A 23,318-nucleotide genomic window follows, 5' to 3' on the forward strand; every position below is an offset into this window, starting at 1 on the left:
GTTGGGCGGCGCAAGCCGCGTCAACGAAGTGCGGATAAATCCAATGCTCAACTTTGAGCAGATTTTATGGAACAGCAAACATCATGGCCCTGACTCTCCACTACCATCCACTGTCTTCGTTCTGCCACAAGGCGCTGATCGCGCTCTACGAAAACCAGACGCCGTTTTCCGGTGTTGTGGTGAACCTTGGCGAGAAGGACTCGCGCGCCGCGTTCCTGGCGCTCTGGCCCGTCGGCAAGATGCCGGTGCTGCGCGACGACGGGCGCGACGTGACGCTGCCGGAAACCACGATCATCATCGACTACCTCGACCAGCACTACCCGGGTGCGCGAGCGCTGCTGCCGGCCGGCGACGATGAGCGCCGCGAGGCAAGGCTGTGGGACCGCATCTTCGACCTGTACGTGCACCTGCCGATGCAGAAGATCGTGGGCGACCAGCTACGGGCCGAGGCAGAGCGCGACCCACGCGGCGTGGCGGACGCGCAAGCCGCGCTGCGCACTGCCTACGACATGATCGAGCCGCGCATGGCCAGCCGCACCTGGATGGTCGGCGAGCACTTCACGCTGGCGGACTGCGCCGCGGAACCCGCGCTGTTTTATGCGGCAGTGGTGGTGCCGTTCGCGCAAACGCATCCGCACCTGGCCGCCTATTTCGAACGCCTGGTGGCCCGTCCTTCGGTTGCGCGCGTGCTGGCCGAGGCGCGCCCCTACTTCCACATGTTCCCGATCAAGAACGCCATCCCGGCGCGCTTTCTCGAGGACGAGCCACCAGTTGCCTGATCCCTTTTACACAAGTTTAGCGAGATGACGTCAGATGCCGGGCAACGCCTCTTTGTGTTTCCGGATCTCGATTTCGCGCTGGCCGTCGCGGCAGGCAACTATGACACGCCGGACCAATGGGTTGCGCCCGTGGTGGCCTTGCAACAAGTCTTCCTGGCCAGCCTGGCGGAGTGAATGACTGCGTATTGAAAGGCAAGACTGCGTTGTCCGGCGATGTGCGGCCCTGTGTGGCTCTGTGCGTCGAATTGACGAGCCACCCCGGCGCCGAGTGACGCACGCGGCAGTTCATCCGACCCAGTGCCGCCGGCCCTGACCGGCGACGGGCAGCGCCGCCGTTCCAAAAGCCGGGATAAGGCCGCAATGGCCTTGCTCCTCCTCGCATTGATCCCCCTTCCCGCTGCTTAAGATGCTGCCGCACCTCGCGAAACGCGATGCGGTACGGCTGAACCCAACACTTTGAGGATCCGAAGCTTTACAGGCCCGGCAGCACCCTTGCGGGTGCCGCCATTTCGTCCTGCTCGCCCCGCGTGCGCTCCCGCCGCGCGGGGCGTTTTTTTTGCAAGCCGCGGCAAGGCTTGTGCGGCCCGGGCAAGGGCATCATCTTGCGCACACGGTCTCGGCAACAAGCGCATCGATCAGCGCCGCCATGGACGCGCGCTTGAGCAACGACTGCCTGACCAGCACGCCGATCTCGCGGAAGATGGGTTCACCGGGCAACGGTATTTCCACGACGTTACGCGCCGCCCGCAGCGGCACCAGCGCGGACGGAATGATCGCGCAGCCCAGCCCCTCATCGACCATGTGCAGGATCACGGCGGGCTCGTCCAGCTCCATGCCCTCTTCCACCCACAGCCGGTGCCGGCGCAGATAGCGGTCCACCAGTTGCCCGCCCATGGAATGCCGGTTGTAGCGGATGAACGGCATGGCCGCCAACACCGCTTTCAGGTCGCGCGGCGAGCCCGCCGGCGCAATGCCGACAAAGCGCTCGCGCATCAGCGGCACCCATTTGAGTTCCTGCGGAATGCCGAGCCTCGGCTTGATGAGTACCGCCACGTCGAGCTCGCGGGCATCGACCTGGGTCAGCAGCTGGGTGGACATGCCGGGGACGATGTTGACGTGCGTCTTGGGAAATCCGGCGCGAAAGCGCTTCATGGCTCCGGGCAGCAGCGTGGCCTGCACGGTGGAGACGGCGCCAAGATCCAGCGGCGTGGTGTCGGAGGCGGAATGCGCGCGGCCCTTCATGGACTCGTATAGCTCGACAAAGCGCATGGCTTCGGGCAGCAGCTTGCGGCCCTCCTCGCTCAGCGCGACCGATTTGCCGGCCCGGTCGAACAACGTGCAACCAAGGTCTTCCTCCAGCCGGCGTATCTGGGTGCTCACCGCTGACTGGGTGAGGGCAAGGCGCGCGCCGGCGGCGGAAAAGGACGAGGTCTCCGCCGCCACAAGGAAGGTGCGGAAGTAACGGATCATGCGGTGATCGCCGGGAACATGGCGTGATTCATATCGAAATTTTTGATGCTGAGCACAGAAATCATTCGTTTCATATTACGACTTCTGCTGATTACAATCAAACGCAGCCGCACACCCACAACCCCACGCACAAGAGCCCCTTTGATGAGCGCAACCCCTTTGTTCCACCTGGCCTTTCCCGTCAATGACCTGGAAGAAGCGCGCCGCTTCTACGGCGAGCTCCTCGGCTGCCCCGAAGGCCGCAGCTCCAACGCCTGGATCGATTTCAATTTCTATGGCCACCAGGTCGTCGCCCACCTCGCGCCGGAAGAATGCGGCCACCGCGCCACCAGCGCCGTCGACGGCGACGAGGTGCCCGTCCGTCACTTTGGCGCGATCCTGTCCATGGATGCCTGGGAAGCGTTGGCCGAAAAGCTGCGCGCTGCCGATACGAAGTTCGTGATCGAGCCGCATGTGCGCTTCAAGGGGCAGGTCGGCGAGCAGGCGACCATGTTCTTCCTCGATCCGTCGGGCAACGCACTGGAGTTCAAGGCCTTTGGCGACATCAGCCAGGTCTTCGCCAAGTAATCCCTCCCCCGCTTTCGTCACAGACGGACCCAGACATGACCGAATTCGTTATCCAGCCCGCCGAACAGGCGAGCGTCGCCGTGGCCGGCAGCAGCGCCCGCTTTCCCATCCGCCGCGTGTTCTGCGTGGGCCGCAACTACGCCGCGCACGCCCGCGAGATGGGCAATGACCCGGACCGCGAACCGCCGTTCTTCTTCACCAAGCCGGCCGACGCCGTCGTGGCCGCCGAAGGCACGGTGGCGTATCCGCCGCTCACGGAAAACCTGCACCACGAGATCGAACTGGTGGTGGCGATCGGCAAAGGCGGCGCGGACATCCAGCCAGAGCAGGCGCTCGACCTGGTCTGGGGCTATGGCGTGGGCGTGGACCTGACCCGCCGCGACCTGCAGGACACCGCCAAGAAGATGAGCCGTCCGTGGGACTGGTCCAAGGGCTTCGATGCCTCCGGCCCGTGCGGCCCGCTGCACCCCGTGGCCAGCATCGGCCATCCCAGCGAAGGCCACGTGTGGCTCAAGGTCAACGGCGAGACGCGCCAGGAAGGCGACCTGAACGAGCTGATCTGGCCCGTGGCCGATGTCATTGCCTATGTTTCGCAGAGCGTGACCCTGGCGCCGGGAGACCTGATCTTCACGGGCACGCCGGCCGGCGTCGGCGCGCTGCAACCCGGCGACGAAGTGACTGCCGGCGTGGCGGGTGTTGGCGAGATCGCTTTCCGCGTGGGCAAGCGTTAAGACGTATTTAATTAGTCAGACATCTTATGACATGGCTCACCGCGAGCCATGTCATGGCCTCAGCGCGATTCCCGCCTGCCTTGGACCTCTCCGAGCGCACGATCTCTTCCCAAACTTTCCCCAAACCTCCCTTAACCTTGCCACTTCGCTTGACGACGCGCGTGCGAGGGTTATACTTGCCCCATGTTGTACGATAACCTATAAGTTAAGCCGCAGGAGACACAATGCGCGAGAACCGGATCCGGAAAATGTGGACGAACGGGCAAGCCGTCGTCAACGGCTGGCTGTCCATCCCCAGCAGCTTTGCCGCGGAGACCATGGCCCACCAGGGCTGGGACTCCCTCACCGTGGACCTGCAGCACGGCGCGCTGGACTACCGCGATGCCCTCAGCCTGTTCACGGCGATTTCCACCACCGACACCATGCCGGTGGCGCGCGTGCCCTGGAACGAGCCGGGCATCCTGATGAAGGTGCTCGACGCTGGCGCGTACGGTGTGATCTGCCCGATGATCAACACACGCGAAGACGCGCAACGCCTGGTCGCCGCCACCCACTACCCGCCGATGGGCACGCGCAGCTTCGGGCCGATCCGCGGCATGCTGTATGGCGGCCCCGACTATCCCGAGCGCGCCAACGAAACCATCGTTGTCTTCGCGATGATCGAGACCAAGCAGGGGCTGGATAACCTGGACGACATCCTGTCGGTCGAAGGGCTCGATGCGGTTTATATCGGCCCGTCCGACTTGTCGCTCGCGCTCGGTTGCCGCCCGACCTTCGACGATGTCGACCCGCCCGTCGCGGAGGCGATCGCGCACGTGGTGGCCCGCGCCAAGGCGCACGGCGTGGTCGCCGGCATCCACAACGGCGCACCGGAAGCGGCATTGCGCCGGATCGAGCAAGGCTTCCAGTTCGTCACCGTTGGCTCCGATGCGCGCCTGATGGCGGCCGGCGCCCGGCAAGTGGTGACGCAGATGCGGGACGGGCAGGCATCAGGCGGCGAAACGTCGGGATACTGAGGTGGATCCCGGAAATTCAGGACAAGAGATTTGAGGCACCGGCATCGCGGTGTCCGCTGCGCAGGCATCCGGCGGCGCGGGCGATGCCATTGAGATCGACTAACGGAGAATGAAAGTGAAGCTTGGATTTATTGGCCTTGGCATCATGGGCACCCCGATGGCCGCCAACCTCATCAAAGGCGGGCACGAAGTCAGCCTGTCCAGCCGCAGCGGCGTGCCGCAATCCCTGCTGGACAGCGGCGGCGTCGCCTGCAACTCCGGCAAGGAAGTGGCCGAACGCGCGGACGTGATCTTCCTGATGGTGCCGGACACGCCCCATGTAGAAGCCGCGCTGTTCCATGACGGCGGCATTGCCGCGGGGCTGAGCGCCGGCAAGATCGTGGTCGACATGAGTTCGATCTCGCCCATTGCCACCAAGGGCTTCGCCGAGCGCGTGAACGCGCTCGGCGGCCAGTACCTGGATGCGCCGGTGTCCGGCGGCGAGGTCGGCGCGCGCAATGCCACGCTGTCGATCATGGTCGGCGGCCCGGAAGCGACGTTCGAGACCGTCCGCCCGCTGTTCGAGCTGATGGGCAAGAACATCACGCTGGTGGGTGACAACGGCGCGGGGCAGACCGCCAAGGTGGCCAACCAGATCATCGTGGCACTGAACATCGAGGCGGTTGCCGAGGCCCTGCTGTTTGCCTCCAAGGCCGGCGCGGATCCGGCGCGCGTGCGCCAGGCGCTGATGGGCGGCTTTGCGTCGTCCAAGGTGCTGGAAGTGCATGGCGAACGCATGATCAAGCGGACGTTCGATCCGGGCTTTCGCATCGGGCTGCACCAGAAGGACCTGAACCTCGCGCTGTCGAACGCGCGCGAGATGGGCGTGTCGTTGCCGAACACGGCGACCTGCCAGGAGTTGTTCAATGCCTGCGCAAGCCATGGCGGCTCGGATTGGGATCACTCCGCACTGGTCCGCGCGCTTGAGCTGATGGCCAATCATGAAGTAGCCTCGAAGAAAGACTGAGGGCCCACCTCACCAGCCGTCTTTGCTTGTCAGGGCGGCGCCAGCAGCGGCCCTGCCAGCCCCCTTCCCCCGGTACGGCCCTTGCCCTTGGGCGAGCGCCGTCTGCCTCGCCCAGCCTTATGCCAAGCCTTGCCAATCCCCTCATAGTCATTGCCCCCGATTCGTTCAAGGGCTCCCTTGCCGCCGACCAGGTCGCCACCGCCATCGCCACCGGGATCCAGCGCGCGCTGCCTGGGGCGACGATCCGGCAACGCCCGATGGCGGACGGCGGCGAAGGCACCATCGACGCCATGCTGGCCGCCGGCGGCCAGCGCGTCGGCATCCAGGTGCGCGGCGCGGACAGCACGACGCGCACCGCCACGGTAGCGCTGCTCGCGGGCGACCGCGCCGTGATCGAGTCCGCGGAGATCGTCGGCATCACCGATCCGGCGGGCATGGCATGCCCCGTTGCGCAGCGCTCGACGGCCTGCCTCGGCGATGCCATCAAGGCGCTGCTCGACCTGGGCGTGCGCGAGATCTTCGTCGGCCTTGGCGGCAGCAGCACGAACGACGGCGGCGCCGGCCTGCTGCACGGCCTGGGGGTGCGCCTGCTGGATGCGCACGGCCACGACATCCTGCCCACGCCCGCCGCACTGCCGCAGCTGGCGGCAATCGATGCCAGCCAGCTCGACCCGCGGCTGGCATCCACGAGGCTGGTGGCGATGTGCGACGTCACCAACCCGCTGACCGGCCCGCAGGGCGCCACTGCCGTGTTCGGCCCGCAAAAAGGCGTGCAAGCGCAGGATGTGGATGCCATCGATGCCGCGCTCGCCGGCTACGCCAGCCTGCTGGAGCCGGCGCTCGGGCGCCACGCCATGGACGCGGCGGGCGCGGGAGCGGCCGGCGGCCTGGGCTACGCCTTGCTGATGCTTGGCGCGCAGATGCGCCCTGGCGCCGACATCGTGGCGGACTGCGTAGACCTCGATGGCGCGCTCGCGGGCGCCGACTGGCTGATCACCGGCGAGGGGCGCAGCGATATGCAGACGCTAAGCGGCAAGGCACCGTTGATCGCCTGCCAGCGCGCCCATGCCTGCGGCGTGCCCGCCACACTACTTTCCGGTGCCATCGACCCCGCCGCGCTGCCGGCCCTCGGGACACATTTCACGGGTTGCTTTTCCCTGGCGCCCGGCCCGATCACCGTCGAGCAGGCCATGGCCAACGCGAGTGCTTTGCTAGCGGATGCGGCGGAGCAGATGGCAAGGCTGCGCTTCGCCAGCACGCACCCGCTCGAACATGGACGCCCTCGCCAGGCGGGCGACGCCTTGCACTAAGAGCAACGGCAAACCTGCCTGCAAATCCAGAAATTTCCTAAAGGTGAGCGGCCGCAGAAGCAGTATGCTTTTGCGAGTCCGCCACTCTCGCGTTGAAGCAGGCGGCCTGGTCTTGCCTCCCATTGCCTCACCCTCCTGAAGGAGCTTGCATGCATCCCAGCGCCCGAGCCGGCCCCAGTTCGACCGCCCACAGCGACAGTCCCACCGCCCCCCTCCTCGCCATCAGCAAGCAAGGCGATCTCATCGCCGAGCTGATCGGCATGACACGTCCCGCCAATGCCGAGGAACAGCCCCGCATATCCGAACTGATCGACCAGATCGAAACGCAGGATCGCGGCCTGCGCGAACGCATGACCAACAGTTGCGCGGAGTTGCAAAGCGTCAGCGCCGGGATGGATAGCCTGCTGCAACTAGCGGAACTGCAGAGCGAGAAGACGGAGGAGGCTTACGGCTTGTATTGCTTGCTCAAGTTGCTGAAGCTGCAGCTGGATGATGCCGTGGAAGACGTGGCTCGACTGGTCTGAGACGCCGGCAGCCGGGCCAGAACCGCGACTGCCGCTCCACAGGGCCGTGGCCTCCAGGTCGAAGACATCGCAAGCCGTGACGCTATGCCAGCGGTTATGCGAATCGGATTTGATTTAAATAGAATTCTTTAAAAAATCCTGATAGAACGCATTCTCAAGTAAGCCTTTTAGCGCCGCATTCCACATTCATGTGGATGAGCCCACCCCAGTTGTGGAGCCCCAAGCCCCCTTGTTCTTGTCCAGGCTGACGGTGGAATCCTACACCCGGAACATCTACAAAAAGCTCGCCATCAACTCGCGCACGCAGCCGCTGTCCGCAGCGCGCTCGCACGGCATGCTGCCGTAGCGGGACGCGCATCGGCGGCGGCACGGCCCGCGCCGATAGCCGCTACGTGCTACCCGCCGGGCCAGTTCGCTGCCTGGCTTACGCCGTGGTGTCGACCATGGAGCCCGAGGTGCTGCCGCCCTGCGCCTGCAATGCCTGCGCGAGCGCACCGGTCGCGGTTTGCAGCGACGCCGACGTGCTGGCGATCTCCGATTGCGCCGCGGCCATGGCAGCCACCTTCGCTTCGTCGCGCATCTTGCTGGCCTGCACGGACTGGAGCTGGCGCTGCTCCTGCGCCAACTGCTTTTGCAGCGCGGCGATCTGCTTCTTCAGTTCCTTGACGGTATCGGATTCGGTACTGCTGCTACTGCTACTGCTGCTTCCACCGCCACCAGCCTTGCCCGCGCCGGCGCCAGCCGCCGGGCCACCGACGGGCGCGGTTGAGGCCGTGCTGCCGGCCTGGGTATCCGCGGCCCCGGCCGACGAGGCCTTGACCGGGGTGGTGGAGCCGGGAAGCGTCACTTGCGGCGTGACTGCGCTGATGCCCGACATGTTGGGGTTATCCGTTGAGTTTGGGATAACCTGATCATCGGCGCCGGGGCGGAGAACTTTAGGGGTTTTGGATGGGGCTTGCTGGTCGCTTGCTGCCCGCCGTCAACGATCGACGATCGTGCCCAGGTTTTGGCGCACGCGCTGGAGCAGGCCGATCAGTTGTTCGCGCTCCGCCTCGCTGAGGCCGGCCAGCGCCTCCGCCGCTACCTCGTCGCCGACCCGCCGGGCCTTGTCCAGTGCCTTTTCCGCCTTGGGCGTCATGCGCACCAGGCGCTCGCGGCGGTCTTCCGGGTTGGGCACGCGTTCGATCCAGCCGCCCTCTTCCATCCGGTCAAGCAGGCGTCCCGCCGAAATCGGCGCGACTTCCAGCAGTTCGGCCAGCCGCACCTGGTTGACTTCACCATAGTGCGACAGGTAGGCGAGTGCGCGGCATTGCGCCCGGGTGAGATCGAGGGACGACTTGGCCAGTTCATCGAAGCGCTTGCCGTTGAGGCGGCCAACGTCCGAGACCAGGAAGCCAAAGCGTTTTTCCAGTTTCGTTTCCATGGCGCGATTGTACAAAGATCTCCTTCGGGCAAGCCGGCGCGCCGGCAAGAAGCAGCTTGCCACGCGGTGGCGTGGCCCTATAATAAGCATGCTTATCATCTAGCCACAACTCTCCAGCAGGTTGTCTTATCCATGTCTTTCGAAGCGGTAGCCGGGCGCGTAGAAATGCCGCTCAACCGTCCAATGATCACCATCGCGATCATGGCCGCGACCCTGATCCAGACGCTCGACAGCACCATCGCCAATGTGGCGCTGCCGCACATGCAAGGCAGCCTGTCGGCGTCGCAGGACGAGATCACCTGGGTGCTGACCTCGTACATCGTCGCTGCCGCGATCGCCACGCCGCTCACCGGCTGGCTGTCCGACCGGCTCAGCGTCAAGCGCCTGCTAGCCATCTCGATCACCGGCTTTACCATTGCCTCCGCGTTCTGCGGGATGTCGGACACCCTGGCGCAGATCGTGGCGTCGCGGCTGCTGCAGGGCATTTTCGGGGCGTCGCTGGTGCCGTTGTCGCAATCCATCCTGCTGGATATCAACCCCCGCGAGAAGCAGGGGCAGGCGATGGCGGTGTGGGGCATGGGCGTGATGGTGGGGCCCATCCTGGGCCCGACGCTGGGCGGCTGGCTGACCGACAGCTACAACTGGCGATGGGTATTTTTCATCAACGTGCCGATTGGCGCATTCGCGTTGTTCGGCGTGATGTCCTTCCTGCCCAACCGGGCGCCGGCGCGGGCCGTGAAGTTCGATGCGTTTGGCTTCATCACGCTTGGCCTGGCCATCGGCGCGCTCCAGGCCATGCTCGACCGCGGTGAACAGCTCGACTGGTTCGGCTCGCTGGAGATCCGCATCGAGGCCATCCTGGCGGGGGTCAGCTTCCTGTACTTCCTGGCGCACACCGCCACGGCCGGGCCCAAGTCATTCTTCCGGTACCAGTTGCTCAAGGACCGCAACTTTGCCACCGGCGCCTGCTTTATCTTCGTGATCGGCGCGGTCATGTACGCCACCCGCGCCTTGCTGCCGCCGATGCTGCAGAACCTGATGGGCTATCCCGTGGCCACCACCGGGCTGGTCACCGCGCCAAGCGGCGCCGGCACCATGCTCTCCATGCTGCTGGCCGGGCGGCTGCTCAAGCGGATCGATGCCCGCGTGCTGCTGTTTGCAGGCTTCCTGATTTCCGCTTTCGCGCTGTGGCAGATGATGCAGTACACCGTGGTGCTGTCGGTGTCCGATATCGTCTGGCCCGGCATCATCCAGGGCTTTGGCCTGGGGCTGGTGTTCGTGCCGCTGAGTGCGCTGACATTCTCCACGCTCGCGCCGGAGCTGCGCGCGGACGGCACGGCCACCTACAGCCTGATGCGCAATATCGGCAGCAGCATCGGCATCTCCGTGATCCAGACTTTGATGACGCGCAACACGCAGGTGGCCCACGCCGACCTGGCGGCCCACGTGAGCGTGTACAACCCGGCCCTGCAATCGCTGCTGGCAAGCGGCTCGCGCTATGACCTGGCCATGCTCAACCAGTCGATCAACCAGCAGGCCGCGATGATCGCCTACCTCAACGATTTCAAGGTCATGTTCCTTGCCACGCTGCTGGTGGTACCGCTCATCCTGCTGATCAAGCCCACGCGCCACGTCGACGACGATGCCGTCGCGCACGCGGCCATGGACTGACGCGCCTGACCGACGCGTCTTTAACTTGCGGCCCCGGCGATTCGCTGCCGGGTATCGAGGTATTGGGCCACGGCGCGCTGGAATACCGGCAGCTTCCCGGTGAAAAAATGGTTTGCGCCGGGCACCACCACGACCGGCAGCTCCTGCGGGCGCGCCCAGTCGAACACCGCTTGCAGCGGCACATTGGCGTCGTTCTCGCCGTGGATGACAAAGGCATCGGCCGGCACCGTGGGCGTGTCGTACGAGCGCCCGCCGGCCGCCGGCCCGGCCGGCATGCCGGCCAGGATCAGGTGCGAGACCGGCTCGCCGCTCTCCAGCAAGCGCTGCGCCACGCGCGTCTGCACATACGCGCCGAACGAGAATCCCGCCAGCGCCAGCGGCAGGCCCGGGTGCGCCTCTTTGATCTGCCGGACCACGGCAAGCAAGTCGTCCGTCTCGCCCTCTCCCGCATCGTGGCTGCCTTGCGTGCCGCCCACGCCCCGGAAATTCGGCCGCACGGCAAGGAAGCCGCGTGCCTGGAAGATCCTGGCCAGCGCCACCGGGATCTTGTGCTCCGCGCTGCCGCCCAGCAGCGGATGCGGGTGCGCCACGACGGCGATCGCGCGGATCGGGCCTTGGGGCGCATCCGTCAGGGCTTCGATGCTGCCGGCGGCGCCATCGAACCAGATGCGATTGCCTGAGGGAGAAAGCGAGGACATAAGTGGTCGGGGATAAGGCGTAGGCGAAAAAAACGAGGCCGGTCAGCTTTGCGGGCAAGGCTGCGGCTTTGAAGCGGCATTGTAATGCCGGAGACGGTCGGAGCCGGCCGGTGCCTATACTCGTTGCATCACTTCCATGGCCTTGCGGCACCGATCAGGAGTAGGACAACCCATGACCGCCCCTCAAGCCGATCCCGCTCCCGCCGTCCCGCCGCCGCCCGCCCCCAAGGCGGCAAGCGCGCCACCCCAGGTCGTGCCGGCCGGCTACCGGCAAGGCATCATCACCGCCATCACGGTCTTGCTGGGCTTTTCGCTGGCGTTCTGGCGCTTCTGGGGCTTCGAGAGCCCCGGCCGCTGGAGCATCCAGGCGTTGTTCGCCGCCACCTCGCTGGTGGCGGCCGTGTGCCTGCAGATCATCGCCCTGTTCCGCTCGCTGCGGGTCGAGGACGACCAGGTGCCCGAGTACCGCAAGACGGTGCGCTGGTTCATCGCCTCGGCCATCGCGCTGCTGATCGGGTTGTTCGGCGCCATGCTGGATGCGGCCCTGGCAGGATAAGCGCCCCGGGGGGACGCCCTGCAGCCTGCGCCGCTGCCAAGTAGAATGCACTCCGCCATTCAAACAACAGGAGACAGCGCCAATGCAGATTCCCGCTACGTTGGAGTGCCTTTGCGGCCAGGTGCGGCTGCGCATTGCCGGGGAACCGGTGGCAAGAGCCAATTGCCATTGCCAGGCCTGCCGGGATTTCTATGCCACGCCGATATTCGCCGCCACGGCCTGGGAGCCGGCCAACGTGGTGGTGGCGCGCGGCGCGCAACACCTGGCCACCTATCACCATGCGACCCGGCAGCTCCAGCGCCAGTTTTGCCCGCAGTGCGGCGAGACGCTCTTTGGCATCAACCGGCTGGGCATGTCGGTGATCCCGAACAACCTCTTCGCGCGGGCCTGCGGCGGCGTGCTGCCGGACGCGCTGCGGCCGGCCATGCACCTGTTCTACCGCCATCGCGTGGTGGAAGTCGACGACGCGCTGCCCAAGTACCTCGACGGCTGGGATGGCCCGGTGCACAAGGCCGGGTTCTGAGCCAGGGGCCGGAGGCCGCCCTCAGAAGCTCCAGGTGACGCCCACGCGCAGCGTACGCGGCTCGGCAGGGTGGCGATGGTGGTCGTTGATGCCGGCAGCCGCAGCGCTGGCGTCGACCGGCGAAGTCTCTCCCTTGAGCAGGGAGGCATAGTAGTAGTCGATGTCGTTGGCCCGCTTGCCCAGCACGTTGAGCACTTCCGCAAAAATCCGCACGTTCTTGTGCACGCGATAGCCCAGCTTGAAGTTGACCAGGAACGACGAGGCGGAACGCACGCTGTTGTCCTCGACCAGCGGGCGCGGGCCAAAATAACGCATGCGCGCGCCGACCGACCAGCGGCCGCGGTTGGCGGACAAGCCCATCGATGCGGTGGTCTGGATGGATTCCGGAATGTAGTCGCCAATGCTCTCGTGATCGCGGAACCGCGCGCGGGAAAACGCGGCGTCCGCATCCACAATGATGCCCTCCACCGGCACGTAGTACGCCGCGAGCTCGATGCCCGTGCGCCGGCTCGGCCGGCTGGGCTCGGTGGTGCCGGTGTCGCCCGAGAACACCAGCTCGGAGCCGATATCGAGGCGCCACAGCGATGCCGACAACTGCAAGCCGGGCAACACCTCGCTCGTGCGTACACCCAGCTCATAGCCCGTGGCGGGCACCAGCACGCTGACCTTCCGCGCAGGATCTCCCGTGGCGGGATCAACCGTGGTGGTGGCGCCGCGTACATCGTTGCTGTGGTATCCGCGACCCCAGTTGAAGAACACATCGGTCCTGGCCGTGGGCGAGAGCACCAGGCTCAGCTTGGGGCTGACGATGTGGTCGCTGCCGTTGCCGGAATTGGCGGGATTATCGCTGGCAACGCCATACCGGAACTGGTCGGCGCGCAAGCCCGCCACCGTGCGCAGCCAGGGCAGCCACTGCACGGTATTGCGCGCGTACAGCGCCGCGCTGGTTTCGTTGACGCGGTCGCCGCGAATCTGCTGGTAAGCCTGCCGCGCCTCAGTGTTGTTGAGCGTGATGGGATCGAGCCGGTCATAGCGCAGCTGCGCGCCGACCTCGGTCTCGGCGTCGCGCCCGGCCAGCTTGCCGAACCAGGTGCGCGATACATTGGCACCCGTGGTTACGCGGTTCTCGAACTGCTCGAACTGGTCGCCGTGCTCGGAGTTGTTCAGCGCATAGGTAAAGTTGGAGAACAATTGCAGGCGGCTTTTGACCACGTAGGCGTTGGCCTTGAGGTGGCCGTCCTGCAGCGGGCGCAGCCAGTCGGCGGACAGGCTGTAGCGCGACGAGGCGCCACCGTCGGTGGGATCGATATAGCCAAAGCGCGAAATCAGCCCTTGGTCGATGGCGCGCTGCGGCACCTGGTCCGTCGCGTTCCAGGCGTTCTTGTAGGCCATCGCCGTGATGCCCAGGCGCTCGCCGCCGCCCAGCGGCAAGGTGTAGCGCAGCACCCCGTTGAGCTTGTGCACGCCTTCCGGCAGCACCCACGGGCCGTTCTCGCCAAGCCATTCGAAGCCATAGAGCAGCGTGCCCGGTCCGGCCTGGAACGAGTCGGCCAGCAGCGCGCGCCGATAGCTGTGCTGGCCAAGCTCCACCTGCGCGATGCCTTGCGGCAGGCTGGAGACATAATCCATCCGAACCGCGCCAGCGGCCGAGAAGTCGCCCTCTTCCGCGAAGTACGTGCCCTTCTTGTAGGCAATGCCGTTGACCAGTTCGGGGATGACGAAATTGAGGTCGGTGTAGCCCTGGCCATGGGCATGGGTCCGCATGTTGACGGGCATGCCTGCTATGGTGGTGGCCAGGTCGGTGCCGTGGTCGAGGTTGAAGCCGCGCAGGAAGTACTGGTTGGCCTTGCCGTCGCCGCTGTGCTGCGTGACGATCAGCCCGGGCACCGTCTCGAGCAATTCGCCAGGACGCAGCAATGGCCGGTTCTCCAGTTGCTCGCGCGTGACATAGCCCTGGCTGGCGGCCTCGCCCGTGGCGACGGCTTCCTCCTTGGAGCCGCGGACGGTGACGGCCTGCAGCTGTGCATCACCCTGCTGCAGGCCGCCGGCGATGGCAGGGTGGATGACGACGAGGCTGGCATGGGCGAGCAGGGTGGCAAAAACGGACGCGCGCATTTTTTATTATATGAAAACGTATGAAGTTTTTAGCAAACTTCATACCTGCACGCGTGCACCGTGCCAGTGCAGAAGTCCCTATGCGTTTTCAGTCGTGCGAATGCGGATGCGCATGCGAATGCGCGTGGCTGGGGTCAGCTTCGACCATCACGATATTGAGCTTGCCCTGGCGCACGCCGCGCTCGCTGCTGATGGCATCCGCCAGTTGCCTGACCGCGCTGGCCGGGCCTTTGAGGATCACCGTCTCGATGCAGTTGTCAGCGTCCAGGTGCGCGTGCATGGACGAGATCGTCAGGTCGTGATGGGCATGCTGGATGCGGGTCAGCCGCTCGGCAAGCTCGCGCTCGTGGTGGTTGTAGACGTAGGACAGGTTGGCCACGCACGGGCCGTCGGCATCGCAGGCCTCGCGCCAGCGGTCCAGGTGGCTGCGCAGGATGTCGCGCACCGCTTCGGAGCGGTTGTCATAGCCACGCTCGGAAATCAGCCGGTCGAATTCGGCGGCGAGCTGGTTGTCGAGCGAAATTGTGAAGCGTTCCATGGTGTGGGGAAGAGTGCCGGACGGAGTGCCTGGCTGGCGCGATCCACAATATACCCCTCGGCCGCGGCCTAGTCCTGTTGCCGGCCTGTCCGGTGCCGCGCAGGCATCGTCATGGCGGCTACGCCGGCGACGACACACGCCAGTCCTGCCCATGCCCCCGCAGTCAGCGATTCCCCAAGAAACACGATGCCGATGGCAACCCCGATCGGCACGCGCAGATAGGCTTGCGCCGTGGTGCCCACCGGCCCCAGCGTGCGTACCAGGCGGAAGTAGATGACAAAGGCCAGCGCGGTCGAGAACACGGATAGCGCCAGGAGCGCGCCAAGCGATGACAGCGACGGATGCAGCGTCCAGGGCCGGTCGATGGCCAGGCTTGCCGGCACCAGTATCGCCGCCCCGACGATCATCGAGCCCGCGGCGGGCGCGGCGGCGGGCAGGTCCTTGAAGGAGCGGCCATATATTGCCGCGCCGGCATAGCAGACGGTAGCGGCAACGATCGCAAGCTGCGGCACCAGCTGCTGCCCAAGCCCGCCCAGCACGCTGGTGCCGACGATCAGGCAGATGCCCGCGAGCCCCGCCACCACGCCGGACAGCTTGCGCGCCGTGATGCGCTCATGGCGCGTGACCAGCCACGTGCCCAGTACGGCAATCACCGGCGACGCGGCGTTCAGGATCGTCGCCAGCCCCGCTGGCACCGACTGCTCGGCCCACGCGATGAGCGTGAACGGCACCACGCTGTTGAGCATGGCCTGTACCGCAAAGCGGCGCCAGACTGCCGCGCCGCGCGGGATCGGCAGGCCTCTTGCCGCCATCCACGCCACCAGCAACGCACCGGCCATCAACGTCCTGGCCGCAATCAGCGTGACCGGGGGAATCGTGGCCACGCCAAGCCGGATGAATGTGTAAGACGCGCCCCAGAGGGTGGACAAGGCCAGCAGCAGGGCCAGGTCCAGCGCGGGGCCGCTGGCGGCTTGGGCGCGGTTTGCGCGTGCATCCGCGCTGGGTGAGGCTGGCATGGCGTTCTCTCCGATGGGCATCGTCGCCATTGTGGGCGCGCGATGCGGGAGAACGTTTCAGCTTGTGACGAAGCATGGATTGCAGGCCACGCCAGCGCACATCAAGGCGCCCGGCTGGAATCCCCTCCCAGCGGATCCAGCGTGATCTGCACCTGCCGCAGGATGCCCTGCTTGTCGAAGTAGCAATTGAACAGAGAGGACAGGTTGCCGTCCTGGCGGAAGCGATAGGACCAGACATCGCGCTGCATCAGCGGGTAGTACTGCACCGGCTCAAGCGGCTTGCCAAAATGCTCCTCCACGTCGCGCTTGGTCCAGCTATCGACCTTGGCCTGGTAGATCTCGGCAGTGACCAGCATCTGCCGGAAGTTCGTGAGTTTTCCGCTGGCATCGAAATCGGCCGCGTAGGCCTCGTAGCCCAGCGGTTGCTTGGAGTAGATCCAGCGCGCGGAGCCGTCGGCCAGCCGGTAGACACCGGTGGGCTCGCCGAAGGTCGCGCGCACCGCGCTTTCCGGGGAGCCGATCAGTTTTTGGCCTTCCTGCACCGGCTGCAGGATGGCGCAGGCAGGCAGCATCAACAGCGCAGCCGCGCAGATCAACCAGCCGCCCACGTATTGCGATGGTGTTTTCATAGCATCCAGAGTGGAAACCGCCATGCCTGGCATGGCGTCCAAGACTGGAATATATAGTATCCGCCGGCACCATGCCGTGGAGCGACAATACGGCATTGCCACGCCTTTCCGCCTTGCCCATGGCCATCCGAACCGCCGCCCCCGCCCTGGCCGCCGCCCTGCTGTTTGGGGCAAGTACGCCACTTGCAAAGGCCCTGGCCGGGTCGATCCCGCCGTTGCTGCTGGCCGGCCTGCTTTACCTGGGCAGCGGGCTGGGGCTTGGCATCCTGCTGGCGCTGCGGCGCAGCATGACCGGCGCCGCCGCAAGCCCGCTCACCGTGCCGCGCCACGAGACGCCATGGCTGCTGGGCGCCATCCTGGCCGGCGGCGTGGCGGGGCCGGCCCTGCTGATGACCGGCCTGGCCAGCACCAACGCGGCATCGGCCTCCCTGCTGCTGAACGTGGAAGGGGTATTCACCGCGCTGATCGCCTGGCTGGTCTTCAGGGAAAACGCCAGCCGCCACATCGTCCTTGGCATGCTTGCCATCGTGGCGGGCGGCCTGCTGTTGTCCTGGCAGCCGGGCAGCCTGCGGTTGTCCGCCGGCGCCTTGCTGATCGTCGGCGCGTGCCTGTGCTGGGCCATCGACAACAACCTGACGCGCAAGGTGTCAAGCAACGACGCCATGCTGATCGCCTGCATCAAGGGGCTGGTTGCCGGCCTGTGCAACACCGGGCTGGCACTGGCCGGCGGTGACCACCTGCCGGCGCTGCCCGCGCTGGGCGCGGCCATGATCATCGGGTTCCTCGGCTACGGCGTGAGCCTGGCGCTGTTCGTCATCGCACTGCGGCTGCTGGGGACCGCCCGCACCGGCGCGTATTTCTCCGTAGCGCCGCTGTTCGGCGTGGTGATCGCGTTCGGCATGTGGCCGCAGGCTCCGCAGCCGGTGTTCTACGTGGCGGCGGCGCTGATGGCGCTGGGCGTGTGGCTGCACCTGCGCGAGCATCATGAGCACGAGCACAGCCACGAGGCGACCGAGCACAGCCACGCGCATCGCCACGATGCGCACCACCAGCACGAGCACGCCTTCGACTGGGATGAGCAGGAGCCGCACCGGCACTTGCACCGGCACGAGCCGCTGGTGCACAAGCACCCGCACTATCCGGATACGCATCACCGGCACTCGCACTGAGGCGCCGAGGCACCCAGGCACCGAGGCACGGACACGCCGCAGCGGCGCCGGCGGCCCTGCCTATGCCTATGGCGCGATGCCGCCGTCCAGCGTGGCCAGCGCGGCCAGGTAGTCGTAGCGCTCGACTTGCGCCTGCAAGCGCTGGCAGCCATCGGCGGACAGCAGGTGGGCAAAGACGTCCCGGTAGCGGGCAAACGTGTTGTTGGCGGCGCTGTCGCCCTCTTCCAGCTGCTCGCGCAGGATCTTGAGCACGGCCTCCAGCGTAACATCGGGATCCGCAACAGGTCCAAAGGCATCCGGCGCGCCGGCATCCACCGCTACGGGCTCGGTTGGCAGGTGCGTGCGCAAGGTCGCCAGCAATGGCACGAAGGTGGTGCGCAAGGCCGCCAGCAGCGTGACGGGATCGGGGCGCCCGGGCGCGTGGGGTAGCTGCAGGCTCGCCTCCAGCGTGGCCGCCGCGCTCGAGATCGCCATGGCGCCGAGATTGGCGGCCAGGCCCTTGAGCGAGTGCGCGAGCGACAACGCGCCGTCGCGCTCGCCGCGGGCCAGCCGCTCGCCGATCCGGTCCGGCATGTCGGCGTAGCCGCTGGCAAAGCGCTCAAGCAACTGCCGGTAGACTTCCGCGCGGCCGCTGACGCGGCCTAGGCCGCCGGCTACGTCAAGATGCGGGGAACTCGCCAGCGCGCCCACCCAGGCTGGCTGGGACCCGGCTGGCGGGGCCGCGTCGTCGCCGCCCGGCACGGCCAGCCACTGGCGCAGCATGGCGTAGAAGGCCGGCGGGCTGATCGGCTTGGCGATATGGTCGTTCATGCCGGCCGCCAGGCAGCGCGCCCGGTCCTCCGGCAACGCGTTGGCCGTCATCGCCACCACCGGCAGGCTCGCGAACGCCTCTTGCTCGCGGATGTGGCGGGTGGCTTCAAACCCGTCCATCACGGGCATCTGCACGTCCATCAGGACCAGGTCGTAGGCGCCGGCCTGGAGCAGGTTCAGCGCAACGGCGCCGTTCTCGGCCGTATCGGGGTAGATGCCCGCGGCCTGCAGCAAGTGAACCGCGACCTCCCGGTTGATGTCGTTGTCTTCGACCAGCAGCACGCGCGCGCTCGGCAACGCTGGCATGCCGTCGAGCGCCGCCGATTGCGGCTCCGCCGCCTCCGGCGGTGCATCATTGTCCGGGGCCAGCGTGCGCACCGTCGCCTCCAGCAGCAGGGATGCGCTCACCGGCTTGATCAGCGTCGCGTCAAAGCCGGATCGCTCGCCTTCGCGCAAGACTTCCTCACGGCCATGGGCGGTAATCATGACGCGGCGCGGGCGCGGGTGGCGCAGGCGCATGACGTCGATATGGCGGGCGGTCTCGATGCCGTCGAGGCCGGGCATCTTCCAGTCGATGAACACGGCCTGGTAGGGATCGGCGGCTTCGTCGGCCTGCGCGATCTTTGCCAGCGCGGCCCGGCCTGAGGCGGCCTCGTCCACGCGGAAGCCAAAGTTGCGCAGCATGGCAATGATGACCTGGCGGGCGTAGTCGTGATCGTCCGCCACCAGCAGGCGGCAGCCCGCCAGTTGTGGCGCGACCATGGCGCTGGCAGGCCGCTTCTTGCCCGCCAGCAGGTCCAGCTCGAACCAGAAGTTGCTGCCCTGGCCCGGGGTGCTTTCCACCCCGAGGGTGCCGCCCATCAACGCCACCAGACGGCGGCAGATGGCCAGGCCCAGGCCGCTGCCGCCGTAACGCCGGGTCGTGGAGGCGTCGGCCTGCTCGAAACTTTGGAACAGGCGCGAGCTGGTAGCCGCGTCGATGCCGATGCCGGTGTCGCGCACCTCGAAGCGCAAGCGGATGCGGGGCTGGGATTCGCCGGCGCCGTGGCGCTCGACGCGAATGACGATTTCGCCCTGATGGGTGAACTTCACCGCGTTGTTGGCGAAGTTGATCAGGATCTGCCGCAGGCGCAGCGGATCGCCGCGCAGCGAGTCCGGCACGTCCGGGGCGACCTCGACGATCAACTCGAGGTGCTTGGCAACGGCCCGCTCGGCCACCAGGTCGCTCACCGTGCGCAGCATCCGCTCCAGCGAAAAATCGACCCGTTCGATCTCCAGCTTGCCGGCCTCGATCTTCGACAGGTCTAGGATGTCGTCGATGATCTCGAGCAGATGCTGGCCGGAATGCTGGATCTTTTCCAGGTAGCCGCGCTGCTTGTCATCGAGCCGCGTGCGCAGCGCCAGATGCGCCATGCCGATCACCGCGTTCATCGGGGTGCGGATCTCGTGGCTCATATTGGCCAGGAAGCTGGCCTTGGCATGCGCGGCGCTCTCCGCGGCCTGCTTGGCCACGACCAGTTCCGCGTTGGCCTGGGCGAGCTCCCACGTGCGCTCCTCCACGCGGCGCTCCAGCGTCTGGGACAACGAGGTCAGCCGATGGTTGGCCTCGACCTGCTCCGTGATATCGATGCCCACCGCGCCGATCCCCACCACCTCATGGGTAGCCGGGTTTCGCACCGGGAAGCGCGTCACCTGGAGATGGCGCTCGCCATGGGGCGTGCGCATCGCGTAGACGTGCTCCTCGGCCTTGCCCGAGGACATCACGCGCACCTCCATTTCCCGGCGTGCCCGCGCGACATCAGGGTTGGAGCCGAAATCCCAGTCGGACCGGCCCAGGACTTCGCCCTCGCTCGCGCCGAGCAGCGCCTGCATTGCCGGGTTGAGGGCCAGCATGGCGTGATCGCGGTCCTTGAGCGACATGATGGCGGGTGAGTGCTCGAGCATCGCGCGCATCCTTTCCTGGCTTTCCGCCAGCCGCCTGCCCTCGCGCCGCACGATCCACGTGGCGGCGCCGATCAGCAGCAGGATGATGGCCGTCAGTGCCGCCAGCACGTTGCGGGTGAACAGGTACGGGGCGAACGCTTCGTCCATTTCCTGTTCCACGATCAAGCCCATCTCCAGGCCAGCGACCCAGATGCCTGCGCCCGCGGCCCGCTGGCCACGGTAGTCGGCATAGTCGTAGGCGAGCACCGAGGAATGGTCGCGCAACAAGCGCTCGGCAACCAGGGTCAGCGGGCCGCCCGGCTGGGCGCTGCCCCCGTCCTTGCCCCCGTCCTTGCCGGTTTGCCCGGGGACCCGGGCCCATACATTGAGCATGGATGCGGTACCCGGCGCCAGCCGGCCCTTGGCCTCCAGCTCGGGGCCGAAGCGGCTGGGTGACACCAGCCGGCCCTGGGCGTCGATGGCGTAGAGCTCACCGGTGCGGCCGAACTGGCCGGCCGCGATGATGGGCAGCATCACGGCGCCGGGATCCAGCCGCAGGCACAGCACGCCGATGGCGCGTCCCGCGTCCAGCAGCCGGGCGCACACCACCTGGAACGGCAGGTCGACCAGTGTGCCCCACGGGTCGCGGGTTCGTTCCGGGGCCGGATAGGGCGGCGAGGCCGCGCTGCTCTCCTCCAGCGCCCGCCGGGCTGTCCGCGAGGGTTCCGGCAAGAGCTGGCGGCCAGCGCGGCCCGGCAGCTCCGACGCCACGATCTTGAGGTCCGGCGTAGCCAGGACATAACCCAGGTAGCCGTTGCTCTGGAAGACCGGTGTCACCCACCGTTCAAACCTGGCCACCGCCTCGCCATCCGGCAACGGCTGGCCTGGCGCCGAGAGCAGCGGGCGCGCGAACCTGAGCGCCTCCGGCAGGCGCGCTATCCGCTCGACCCGCCGCTGTTGCTCGCCACTCCAGAGCCCCAGCAGCCGCGCGTTCGTCGCCAGCATCGACTCCACGCGCGCGCCCAGGTTGGCCCGGTCGTTCTCGTACACCAGCTGGGTGGCGCCGCCGGCAAGCAGGCAGACGGTCATCACCAGCAGCATGGGATAGGCATAGCGCCGGATACCAGCGCGCGTGGCCGCCCGCCTGCGCCAGGCAGCCAGGAATCCAGAGGCAGATGGGGCCATCATGCTTCTGGCGTGGTGGCGGGATAGCCGTTGGCGGCCAGCAATGCCACCTCGCGCGCATGGTCCGCGGCGGTGTCCGCGTAGCGCTGCGAAATGGCCAGGAACTCAGGCGCGATGGCCAGGAACGCGTCCACCATGTCCGGATCGAAATGGCTGCCGCGCCCTTCGCCGATCATCCGTACCGCCTGCTCGTGCGGAAATGCGGGCTTGTAGACGCGCCGGCTGATCAGCGCATCGTAGACGTCGGCGATCGCCATCAGGCGCGCCGATACGGGAATCGCATCGCCCGACAACCCATCCGGGTAGCCGCTGCCATTCCATTTCTCCTGGTGATAGTGCGCAATCTCGCGGGCGTAGCGCAGGAAGGAGTTGGGGGTGCCGCACTGGGCCTCGGCATGCGCAATGGCATCCCGGCCCAGCGTGGTGTGGGTCTTCATGACCTCGAACTCGTCGGGGGTCAGCTTGCCGGGCTTGAGCAAGATGCGATCGGGGATGCCGACCTTGCCGATGTCATGCAGCGGCGCCGACTTGAACAACAACTCGATGGTTTCGTCGTTGAGCTCCTCGCAAAAGCGCGGATGGTGCCGCAGCGCCTGCGCCAGCCGGCGCACGTAGTGCTGGGTGCGCCGCAGGTGGTTGCCGGTCTCGTTGTCGCGCGTCTCCGCCAGGGAAGCCATGGCCATGATGGTGACGTCCTGGATCATGGAGATCTCCCGCAGCCGCCGCTGCACCTCCTGCTCCAGGTAGGCCGACTTGTCGCGGAGGAAATCCCTGGCGTTCTTGAGGGTGAGATGGGTGGCGATGCGCGCGTGCATCACCAACGGGCTGAGCGGCTTCATGATGTAGTCCACCGCGCCCACCTGGAACCCGCGCGTCTCGTCGTGCTCGCCGGTACGGGACGTCAGGAAGATCACCGGCACGTCCACGGTGGCCGGGTTCGCCTTGAGCTGCCGGCACGCTTCGTAGCCGTCCATGTCCGGCATCATCACGTCAAGCAAGATCAGGCTTGGCGGCGCCGCCGTGGCGATGCGCACCGCCGCACTGCCCGAGGTCGCCACCTTCACCCGATAGCGATCCTGAAGCAACGCGGCCATCATCGCGATGTTTTCTGGAAGATCATCCACCACGAGAATCGTGGGCTGGGCATCGGAAATATCAGAGCGCATGGGGAGATTCAGGTCGGGATACTTGCCGGGCAGGCAATACGACGGCGTTTCCGGCGCGCTTCGAAAGACATGCCGTCATATTGCTTTGACATAGCGGATTACTCGCACCGGTTCGCCTCTCGCCCGGGCTAGGCCACAGATTGCACGGGACGCAACAACGCTAGGCGCATCCCGGCCCCTGCCTTGCCATAACGGACATCTTGCGTCGCAATTCACCCCCCTCTTGCGGAGGGGATCAAGTATTGGCGCCTACGGCCGTTAACTCCACACCGAAGCCGCACCGAAGCCGACCGGCACACGCTGGTGAGGGCCTGGCACAAGAAAAAAGCCCACCGAAGTGGGCTTCCCAGGAACCACGGACATCGATCGCATGGCATTGACGCTGACACCCCGCAGTCATTTCAATGTTCGCCGATTACGTCAAAAGACTCGCCCGCATTGCCGGCGGGTCTGGACGACGCGCCGCCACAGTGTCCGATCGACAGCGAATCCA

General features: G+C 66.5%; 23 protein-coding genes. 13 read left to right on the forward strand and 10 right to left on the reverse strand.

Annotated elements, in window-relative coordinates; genetic code table 11:
- The first annotated feature begins 83 nt into the window (after nt 1-83).
- Together ACGLHR_RS34440 and ACGLHR_RS34445 are read left to right on the forward strand one after the other, a co-directional pair.
- Nucleotides 84-779 carry a glutathione S-transferase family protein gene (locus ACGLHR_RS34440; RefSeq protein ID WP_400099468.1) on the forward strand — a complete coding sequence of 232 codons (696 nt, stop codon included), beginning with the start codon at nt 84-86 and terminating at the stop codon, nt 777-779.
- A 24-nt stretch (nt 780-803) separates the two neighbouring features.
- Nucleotides 804-953: a hypothetical protein gene (locus ACGLHR_RS34445; protein ID WP_400099470.1), complete on the forward strand. Its 150-nt coding sequence runs from the start codon at nt 804-806 to the stop codon at nt 951-953.
- A 423-nt stretch (nt 954-1,376) separates the two neighbouring features.
- On the opposite strand, the gene ACGLHR_RS34450 is transcribed toward ACGLHR_RS34445, so the two are convergent.
- Nucleotides 1,377-2,249, reverse strand: coding sequence for a LysR substrate-binding domain-containing protein (locus ACGLHR_RS34450; protein ID WP_400099472.1), 873 nt, complete (start codon nt 2,247-2,249; stop codon nt 1,377-1,379).
- Nucleotides 2,250-2,393: 144 nt separating this feature from the next.
- On the opposite strand from ACGLHR_RS34450, the gene ACGLHR_RS34455 reads away from it, so the two are divergent.
- The 7 genes from ACGLHR_RS34455 to ACGLHR_RS34485 all read left to right on the forward strand — a co-directional run bounded on the left by ACGLHR_RS34455 (nt 2,394) and on the right by ACGLHR_RS34485 (nt 7,749).
- Nucleotides 2,394-2,816 carry a VOC family protein gene (locus tag ACGLHR_RS34455; RefSeq protein WP_318234162.1) on the forward strand — a complete coding sequence of 141 codons (423 nt, stop codon included), beginning with the start codon at nt 2,394-2,396 and terminating at the stop codon, nt 2,814-2,816.
- Between the two features lie 35 nt (nt 2,817-2,851).
- Nucleotides 2,852-3,547, forward strand: coding sequence for a fumarylacetoacetate hydrolase family protein (locus ACGLHR_RS34460; RefSeq protein WP_400099474.1), 696 nt, complete (start codon nt 2,852-2,854; stop codon nt 3,545-3,547).
- Between the two features lie 224 nt (nt 3,548-3,771).
- Nucleotides 3,772-4,563, forward strand: coding sequence for an HpcH/HpaI aldolase/citrate lyase family protein (locus tag ACGLHR_RS34465; RefSeq protein WP_400099476.1), 792 nt, complete (start codon nt 3,772-3,774; stop codon nt 4,561-4,563).
- 109 nt (nt 4,564-4,672) lie between these two features.
- The gene (gene glxR, locus ACGLHR_RS34470) at nt 4,673-5,569 is read left to right on the forward strand and encodes a 2-hydroxy-3-oxopropionate reductase (protein WP_400099478.1); all 897 of its coding nucleotides are present in this window, start codon (nt 4,673-4,675) and stop codon (nt 5,567-5,569) included.
- 119 nt (nt 5,570-5,688) lie between these two features.
- On the forward strand, nt 5,689-6,879 hold the full coding sequence (locus ACGLHR_RS34475) for a glycerate kinase (RefSeq protein ID WP_400099480.1): 1,191 nt from the start codon (nt 5,689-5,691) through the stop codon (nt 6,877-6,879).
- A gap of 149 nt (nt 6,880-7,028) precedes the next feature.
- Nucleotides 7,029-7,403, forward strand: coding sequence for a DUF1484 family protein (locus ACGLHR_RS34480; protein WP_318234167.1), 375 nt, complete (start codon nt 7,029-7,031; stop codon nt 7,401-7,403).
- Between the two features lie 229 nt (nt 7,404-7,632).
- Nucleotides 7,633-7,749, forward strand: coding sequence for a helix-turn-helix transcriptional regulator (locus ACGLHR_RS34485; RefSeq protein ID WP_400099482.1), 117 nt, complete (start codon nt 7,633-7,635; stop codon nt 7,747-7,749).
- A gap of 78 nt (nt 7,750-7,827) precedes the next feature.
- Here ACGLHR_RS34485 and ACGLHR_RS34490 read toward each other — a convergent pair whose 3' ends face one another.
- Both ACGLHR_RS34490 and ACGLHR_RS34495 read right to left on the reverse strand, forming a co-directional pair.
- A complete protein-coding gene (locus ACGLHR_RS34490; RefSeq protein ID WP_400099484.1) occupies nt 7,828-8,280 on the reverse strand; it encodes a hypothetical protein in 453 nt (150 codons plus the stop codon).
- Nucleotides 8,281-8,382: 102 nt separating this feature from the next.
- Nucleotides 8,383-8,826 carry a MarR family winged helix-turn-helix transcriptional regulator gene (locus tag ACGLHR_RS34495; protein ID WP_400099486.1) on the reverse strand — a complete coding sequence of 148 codons (444 nt, stop codon included), beginning with the start codon at nt 8,824-8,826 and terminating at the stop codon, nt 8,383-8,385.
- Nucleotides 8,827-9,009: 183 nt separating this feature from the next.
- On the opposite strand from ACGLHR_RS34495, the gene ACGLHR_RS34500 reads away from it, so the two are divergent.
- Nucleotides 9,010-10,497 carry a DHA2 family efflux MFS transporter permease subunit gene (locus ACGLHR_RS34500; protein ID WP_400099520.1) on the forward strand — a complete coding sequence of 496 codons (1,488 nt, stop codon included), beginning with the start codon at nt 9,010-9,012 and terminating at the stop codon, nt 10,495-10,497.
- 20 nt (nt 10,498-10,517) lie between these two features.
- On the opposite strand, the gene ACGLHR_RS34505 is transcribed toward ACGLHR_RS34500, so the two are convergent.
- Nucleotides 10,518-11,195, reverse strand: coding sequence for an alpha/beta hydrolase (locus ACGLHR_RS34505; protein WP_400099488.1), 678 nt, complete (start codon nt 11,193-11,195; stop codon nt 10,518-10,520).
- Between the two features lie 172 nt (nt 11,196-11,367).
- Between ACGLHR_RS34505 and ACGLHR_RS34510 the strand changes: the two genes are divergently transcribed.
- Both ACGLHR_RS34510 and ACGLHR_RS34515 read left to right on the forward strand, forming a co-directional pair.
- Nucleotides 11,368-11,751 (forward strand): hypothetical protein, encoded by a 384-nt coding sequence (locus tag ACGLHR_RS34510; RefSeq protein ID WP_400099490.1) that lies wholly within the window; start codon nt 11,368-11,370, stop codon nt 11,749-11,751.
- An 82-nt stretch (nt 11,752-11,833) separates the two neighbouring features.
- The gene (locus ACGLHR_RS34515; protein ID WP_400099491.1) at nt 11,834-12,274 is read left to right on the forward strand and encodes a GFA family protein; all 441 of its coding nucleotides are present in this window, start codon (nt 11,834-11,836) and stop codon (nt 12,272-12,274) included.
- A 21-nt stretch (nt 12,275-12,295) separates the two neighbouring features.
- Here the strand turns inward: ACGLHR_RS34515 and ACGLHR_RS34520 are convergent, their stop codons facing one another.
- The 4 genes from ACGLHR_RS34520 to ACGLHR_RS34535 all read right to left on the reverse strand — a co-directional run bounded on the left by ACGLHR_RS34520 (nt 12,296) and on the right by ACGLHR_RS34535 (nt 16,572).
- Nucleotides 12,296-14,389 carry a TonB-dependent receptor gene (locus tag ACGLHR_RS34520; RefSeq protein WP_400099493.1) on the reverse strand — a complete coding sequence of 698 codons (2,094 nt, stop codon included), beginning with the start codon at nt 14,387-14,389 and terminating at the stop codon, nt 12,296-12,298.
- An 88-nt stretch (nt 14,390-14,477) separates the two neighbouring features.
- Nucleotides 14,478-14,927, reverse strand: coding sequence for a nickel-responsive transcriptional regulator NikR (nikR, locus tag ACGLHR_RS34525; RefSeq protein ID WP_400099495.1), 450 nt, complete (start codon nt 14,925-14,927; stop codon nt 14,478-14,480).
- A 68-nt stretch (nt 14,928-14,995) separates the two neighbouring features.
- Nucleotides 14,996-15,943: a DMT family transporter gene (locus ACGLHR_RS34530; RefSeq protein ID WP_400099496.1), complete on the reverse strand. Its 948-nt coding sequence runs from the start codon at nt 15,941-15,943 to the stop codon at nt 14,996-14,998.
- 101 nt (nt 15,944-16,044) lie between these two features.
- Nucleotides 16,045-16,572 (reverse strand): hypothetical protein, encoded by a 528-nt coding sequence (locus tag ACGLHR_RS34535; RefSeq protein WP_400099498.1) that lies wholly within the window; start codon nt 16,570-16,572, stop codon nt 16,045-16,047.
- Between the two features lie 119 nt (nt 16,573-16,691).
- Between ACGLHR_RS34535 and ACGLHR_RS34540 the strand changes: the two genes are divergently transcribed.
- The gene (locus ACGLHR_RS34540) at nt 16,692-17,741 is read left to right on the forward strand and encodes a DMT family transporter (protein ID WP_400099500.1); all 1,050 of its coding nucleotides are present in this window, start codon (nt 16,692-16,694) and stop codon (nt 17,739-17,741) included.
- Between the two features lie 66 nt (nt 17,742-17,807).
- Here ACGLHR_RS34540 and ACGLHR_RS34545 read toward each other — a convergent pair whose 3' ends face one another.
- A complete protein-coding gene (locus ACGLHR_RS34545; protein ID WP_400099502.1) occupies nt 17,808-21,662 on the reverse strand; it encodes a response regulator in 3,855 nt (1,284 codons plus the stop codon).
- On the reverse strand, nt 21,659-22,825 hold the full coding sequence (locus ACGLHR_RS34550) for a two-component system response regulator (RefSeq protein WP_400099504.1): 1,167 nt from the start codon (nt 22,823-22,825) through the stop codon (nt 21,659-21,661). Before ACGLHR_RS34550 ends, ACGLHR_RS34545 begins: the two co-directional genes overlap by 4 nt.
- Between the last annotated feature and the right edge of the window lie 493 nt (nt 22,826-23,318).

The organism is Cupriavidus sp. CuC1, from assembly GCF_044627735.1.
In the GTDB taxonomy this organism is placed as follows: domain Bacteria; phylum Pseudomonadota; class Gammaproteobacteria; order Burkholderiales; family Burkholderiaceae; genus Cupriavidus; species Cupriavidus ulmosensis.